Annotated in this window: 6 protein-coding genes; all 6 read left to right on the forward strand. The window is 71.4% G+C overall.

Translation table 11 applies throughout. From position 1 onward, the window contains the following. Positions 1-117 precede the first annotated feature (117 nt). The 6 genes from ACFZBU_RS06140 (at position 118) to ACFZBU_RS06165 (ending at position 5945) form a co-directional block, all read left to right on the forward strand. Positions 118-726 carry a PadR family transcriptional regulator gene (locus ACFZBU_RS06140; protein WP_391582285.1) on the forward strand — a complete coding sequence of 203 codons (609 nt, stop codon included), beginning with the start codon at positions 118-120 and terminating at the stop codon, positions 724-726. A gap of 134 nt (positions 727-860) precedes the next feature. Further along, on the forward strand, positions 861-1178 hold the full coding sequence (locus tag ACFZBU_RS06145) for a peptidylprolyl isomerase (protein WP_391582286.1): 318 nt from the start codon (positions 861-863) through the stop codon (positions 1176-1178). 245 nt (positions 1179-1423) lie between these two features. Further along, positions 1424-2215 carry a S1 family peptidase gene (locus tag ACFZBU_RS06150; protein WP_391582287.1) on the forward strand — a complete coding sequence of 264 codons (792 nt, stop codon included), beginning with the start codon at positions 1424-1426 and terminating at the stop codon, positions 2213-2215. A gap of 207 nt (positions 2216-2422) precedes the next feature. Then, positions 2423-2947 (forward strand): PadR family transcriptional regulator, encoded by a 525-nt coding sequence (locus tag ACFZBU_RS06155; protein WP_391582288.1) that lies wholly within the window; start codon positions 2423-2425, stop codon positions 2945-2947. After that, on the forward strand, positions 2944-3624 hold the full coding sequence (locus ACFZBU_RS06160; protein ID WP_391582289.1) for an ABC transporter ATP-binding protein: 681 nt from the start codon (positions 2944-2946) through the stop codon (positions 3622-3624). The genes ACFZBU_RS06155 and ACFZBU_RS06160 overlap by 4 nt, the downstream gene beginning before the upstream one ends. Before the next feature lie 20 nt (positions 3625-3644). After that, positions 3645-5945, forward strand: a complete 2301-nt coding sequence (locus tag ACFZBU_RS06165) for an FtsX-like permease family protein (protein WP_391582451.1) — start codon at positions 3645-3647, stop codon at positions 5943-5945. Positions 5946-6078: the final 133 nt, after the last annotated feature.

Below are 6078 nucleotides of genomic sequence, written 5' to 3' on the forward strand. Positions count from 1 at the left end.
CGGCGGGGCGGGATTCGCCCCGCTCGCTGCCGACGATTGAATAGTGGCACAGAGACTAGTTTCCTGGCAACTAGTTCAGTCGGCATTAGTTGCCCAGCCTCCAGTACGCTGGGACCCATGACGACCACTTTCCGCAGATCACCGCTGGCCCTGGCGCTGCTGGGCCTGCTCTATCGCGAGCCGATGCATCCGTATGCGATCCAGCAGCGGATCAAGCAGTGGGGCAAGGACAAGGTCGTCAACGTCGGTCAGCGCGCGTCGCTGTACAAGACGATCAACCGGCTGCGCGAGGCCGAACTGGTCACGGTGCGCGAGACGGAGCGCGATCAGCAGTACCCGGAGCGCACGGTCTACGAGATCACCGACGCGGGTCGGGCCGCCTGCCACACCTGGATGGCCGAGATGCTCGACACCCCGCGCAACGAGTTCCCGGAGTTCCCGGCGGCACTGTCCTTCCTCGCGCTGCTCACCCCCGACACCACGCGCGAGTTGCTCACCCGGCGTCGGGACCGGCTCGTCGCCGATCTGGCGGCACTGGAGACCGACGCGGCGAAGGCGGCCGGGTTCGAGCTGCCGAGGGTGCTGATGCTGGAGGACGAATACCTGCGCGCGGTCACCGCGGCGGAACTGGCCTGGGTGGACGCGGTGTTGGTCGACCTGGCCGAGGGCCGCCTGACCTGGAGCCAGGACTCGCTCGCGGCATTCGCCGAGTCGACGGCGGGGTAGCCCCCGACCGCCCGTGCGCCGCGTGCGGGTCGGGCCCGGCCCGGCGCGTGGCGGCCTTATCATCCACATGATCGACAACTCGGTGACCGCGCTCGGCCCGAGCGCGCCGGGTGGCGACGACCCCGGGAGCGACCTTGTCCGACGCGCTGGAATACCACGCCCTGCACATCGCGGTGGAGACCGAGAGCGAGGGTCGTGCGATCCTCGACGAACTCGCCCGGGACCCGGGCCGGTTCGGCGAGATCGCCCGGAAACGATCCAAGGACCCGCTGTCCGCGGCGAACGGCGGCGACCTGGGCTGGGGGCAGGAGGACGACTACGCCGACGCGTTCGCCGAGGCACTGGTCGCACTGCGCCCCGGTCAGTTCAGCGACTTGGTCGCGTCCCAGTACGGGTTCCACATCATCAAGCTCGCGGGCACCCGCCCGGCCCGCTTCGTCGACGAGGACTGACCGGACACGCGGCTGCCCGGCGCCTCGGGGAGACGAAGCGGGGCAGGGACGAAGCCGGACCGGGACGAAGCCGGTGGGCGACGAAGGCGGTCGGAACCGTTCGACGGAAGTGTTCGTGGTCGACGGATGGACCCGGGAACGCACGGGGATGCATCCGCAGGGCGACCGCGCGCGTCCACAGGGTAGAGCCGTCGGCTCCGCCGGGAGCCCCGGCGCACGGCCGTCCGATCGAAAGGCACCGCGAGATGATTCGTACTCGGCAGACGCAGGACACCCACGGGCGCACGTCGGTGAAGATGTTGGGAGCGGCGGCCGTCGCCCTGGCCGCCATCGGGGTCTGCGCCGCACCCGCCTCGGCCGTGCGCTTCGGCACCGACGCGCCCGCGGGCGCCGCGCCGTACGCCGTGGCCCTGTTCACCGCCGACGGCCAACAACTGTGCGGCGGAACGCTGGTGGCCCCGAAGAAGGTGCTCACCGCGGCCCACTGTGTGAACGGCCTGGAGGACCCGACCGCCGTCACGGTGGTCGCCGGGCGCCTGGATCTGGCGGGTACGGGCGGACAGACCCGCAAGGTGACCGGAAGCAAGCTGCATCCGAAGTTCGAGCCGGGCTTGCTGACCTACGACGCCGCCGTACTCACCCTGGACCGGGCGCTGAACCAGAAGCCGCTGCCGATTGCCGGCGCCAAGGACGACGCGCTCTACCAGGTCGGCAACAAGGCGACGGTCTACGGGTGGGGCAAGACGGACGGCGGCGCGACGACCACGCGGCTCAAGCGGACCACGCTGGTGCTCTCGCCCCTGGCGCAGTGCGAGCCCTACACGTTCCCCACGGACAGCCCGGCCACCCGGGTGTGCGGCCAGGCGCCGGCGGACAACCCCGGCACGAGCATCTGCCGCGGCGACTCGGGCGGCCCGCTGGTCGAGAAGGGCAAGCTGATCGGGATCGTGTCCACCGGCAACAAGTACTGCACGGGCGAGCAGCCCGAGTCGGTGTTCACCCGGGCGAGCGCCGTGACCAAGGGCCTCGGCCTCTGACCGGTCCCGGAGACCCGAACCGCGTGTGATCCACGGGCCCGCCCGCCGATTCGCGGCCCACCCGCCACACCACAGGCGGTCGAGCAAACGCATTCATCGGGACGCAGGACGAGGGACGAGCGACTAAGGCGCGCCGCCGATCGGGCGGCGCGCCTTAGTCGGTACCGCTATACACACTAGGTATACCTCCTGTGTATAGTCCTCGCCATGTCAATCGGACACACCCTGCTCGGGCTCCTGGAGTCCGGCCCCCGGCACGGCTACGACCTCAAGCGCAGCTTCGACGAGCGCTTCGGCCGGGACCGTTCGCTCGCCTACGGCCAGGTCTACTCGACCATGTCGCGGCTGCTGAAGAACGGGCTCGTGGAGATAGACGGCCTCGAAACCAGCGGCGGCCCGGAGCGCAAGCGCTACTCGATCACCGACGCCGGCGTCACCGACGTCGAACAGTGGCTGGGCCAACCGGAGAAGCCCGAGCCCTACCTGCAGTCGACGCTCTACACCAAGGTCGTGCTCGCGCTGCTCACCGGCCGGGACGCGAACGAGATCCTGGACACCCAACGCGCCGAACACCTGCGCATGATGCGCGACCTCACCCGGCGCAAGCTCGACGGCGACCTCAGCGACCGGTTGATCTGCGACCACGCGCTGTTCCACCTCGAAGCGGACCTGCGGTGGCTGGAACTGACCACCGCCCGTCTCGGCGAACTCACCCAGGAGATCCGCAAGTGACCGACGCCCTGCTCAGCGGCCACGAGCTGCACAAGACGTACGGTGCGACGCCTGCGCTGGCCGGTGCCGAGTTCACCGTCGGCACGGGCGAGATCGTCGCCATCATGGGCCCGTCGGGATCCGGCAAGTCCACCCTGCTGCACTGTCTGGCCGGCATCGTCCGCCCCGACTCGGGCAGCATCCGCTACGACGGCGGCGACCTGACCGCCATGTCGGACTCCCGGCGCAGCGCGCTGCGCCGGAGCGACTTCGGGTTCGTCTTCCAGTTCGGACAGTTGGTACCCGAGCTGACCTGCCTGGAGAACGTCGCGCTGCCGCTGCGGCTGAACGCGGTCAAGCGCAAGGAGGCCGAGACGAAGGCACGGGAGTGGATGGAGCGCCTGGAGGTCGCCGACCTCGCGGGCAAACGACCCGGCGAGATCTCCGGCGGCCAGGGCCAGCGGATCGCGGTGGCGCGAGCCCTGGTGATCCGCCCCCGCGTGGTCTTCGCCGACGAGCCCACCGGCGCGCTGGACTCGCTCAACGGCGAACGGGTCATGAAGCTGCTGATCGAGGCCGCCCGCACCACGAAGGCCGCGATCGTGCTGGTCACCCACGAAGCCCGGATCGCCGCCTACTCCGACCGTGAGATCGTCGTCCGCGACGGCAGGTCCCGGGACATGGCGCGTGCCGCGTGAGCGTTTTCCGCGATCTGAGGATGGGCGTCGGCTTCGCGGTCACCGGCGGCCGGGAGGGCTGGACCCGCACGCTGCTGACCGCGATCGGCGTCGGCCTCGGCGTGGCGCTGCTGCTGCTGACCACCGCGATACCGGGAGCGCTGGGCGCGCGGGACGACCGCGGGCGGGAGCGGGACGAGTTGTCGGGGCGGGCCCGGCAGGCCGCGCCGAACACCCTCCTGGTCGGCATGGCGGACACCACCTACAAGGGCGACGAGATCCGCGGCCGGGTGCTGCGCCCGGAGGGCCCCCGGGCACCGATCCCGCCGGGGCTGAGCCGGCTGCCCGCCCCGGGCGAGATGATGGTCTCGCCCGCCCTGGCCGACCTGCTCGCCTCGAAGCGGGGCGCGCTGCTCAAGGAGCGGCTGCCCTACCGCACGGCCGGGCGGATCGCCGACCGGGGCCTGATCGGTCCGGACGACCTGGCGTACTACCTCGGCAGCGACGCGCTGTCCGGGGAATCGAGCTCGGTGGTCCGGATCACCGCGTTCGGCAACGATTTTCCCGCGGAAAAACTTGACCCCCGGCTGCTCCTGCTCGTCGTGGTGATGTTCGTGGTGCTGCTGATGCCGGTCGCGGTGTTGATCGCCACGGCCGTGCGGTTCGGCGGCGAGCGGCGGGACCGCCGGCTCGCGGCACTGCGGCTGGTCGGAGCGGATGCCCGGACCACCCGGTGGATCGCGGCCGGCGAGGCGCTCGCGGGATCGTTGTTCGGCCTGCTCCTCGGGCTCGGCTTCTTCCTCGTCGGCCGACAAATGACCGACGTGGCGGCGGCGTTCGACCTGAGCATCTTCCCCGGCGACCTGGATCCGAGCGTGCCGCTGGTGGTGCTGGTCGCGCTCGCGGTACCGGCCTCCGCCGTCGCGGTGACGCTGTTCGCGCTGCGCACGGTGGTGATCGAGCCGCTCGGTGTGGTGCGCACCGGTACCCCGGCCCGGCGCCGGGTGTGGTGGCGGTTGTCGCTGCCGGTCGTGGGTGTGGCGCTGCTCTTCCCGATGATCCGTCGGGGTGCCGACGCGGGGGAGTTCGACCAGGCCCAGGTGATCGGCGGCACGGTGTTCCTGCTGGTCGGTGTCACCGCGTTGTTGCCGTGGTTGGTCGAGGCCCTGGTGACCCGGCTCGACGGGGGCCGGGTGCCGTGGCAACTCGCGGTGCGCCGGCTTCAGTTGGGCAGTGGCGCGGCGGCTCGCTCGGTGAACGGGATCGCGGTTGCGGTGGCCGGTGCGATCGCCTTGCAGATGCTCTTCACGGGCATCGAGAACGACTACGTCAAGGAGACCGGCCAGGACCCCGGCCGGGCCCAGATGTCGGTGTCGTCCGACGGGCAGGTGGGCGGCGAGCGGGTCTCCGAGATCACCGATCGCGTTCGGCAGACCAAGGGGGTGCGCAGCGCCTTCGGGCACGCGGGCACCCGGATCGGCGATCGGGCCGACGATCCGACCGAGGGGACGTCGCTGACCATCGGCACGTGCGACGCATTGCGCGAGTTGGCCCGGATCGAGCGCTGCGCGGACGGTGACACGTTCATCATCGAGGAGCGCGGGCCGGACCCGACGGGCGCGATGAAGCCGACCCCCGGACGGCAGGTGGTCATCGATCCGTCGTACGGGATGTCCATGGGGTCGGCCCCGGCCCGCACGCCGTGGGTGATTCCCGCGACCGCGCCGACCGTGCCGGGTCGGACCGATGCGAGCGGGATGTCCTACGACGGTGTCCTGGCGACGCCGGGCGCGGTGCCGGTGGCGGCGACCAGGCGCCTGACCTACTCGCTGGACGTGCGGATCGACCCGACCGTCCGGGACGTTCGGGACCTGGTGCGCAACACCGCCGCCCGGGTCGATCCGCTGTCCACGGTCTACGACCTGGCCTCGACCCGCGAGTCGCGGCGTTTCGCGAACGTGCGCACCGCGCTGTTCATCGGTACGGCCGTGGTGCTGTTGCTGATCGGGGCGAGTCTGCTGGTGACCATGCTGGAACAGCTGCGCGAGCGACGGAAGTTGTTGTCGGTGCTGGTCGCGTTCGGCACCAGGCGCAGCACGCTGAGCTGGTCGATCCTCTACCAGACGGCGATTCCGGTGGGCCTGGGCCTGGTGCTCGCCGCGGCCACGGGCGTGGGACTGGGCGCCGCGCTGCTGGGGATGGTCGGTCGGCCCTTTGCCGTGGACTGGAGCGGCATCGCGTCGATGACCGGGATCGGTGCGGGCGTGGTGCTGCTGGTCACCGCGCTGAGCCTGCCGCCGCTGTGGCGGTTGATGCGGCCGGACGGGCTGCGCACGGAATAGGTGCCGGCGGGCCCGGCGAGGCGGTGTGGGGCCCCGGCCCCGGGGCGCCACCCCCCCCCGGCGGGCCCGGGGGGCGGGGTGGGGGGCGGGAATCCCCGGCGCGGTTGCCGGGCGCCGCCCCCCGCCGTGCGTG

It is taken from the genome of Embleya sp. NPDC008237 (assembly GCF_042956465.1).
In the GTDB taxonomy this organism is placed as follows: Bacteria; Actinomycetota; Actinomycetes; order Streptomycetales; family Streptomycetaceae; genus Embleya.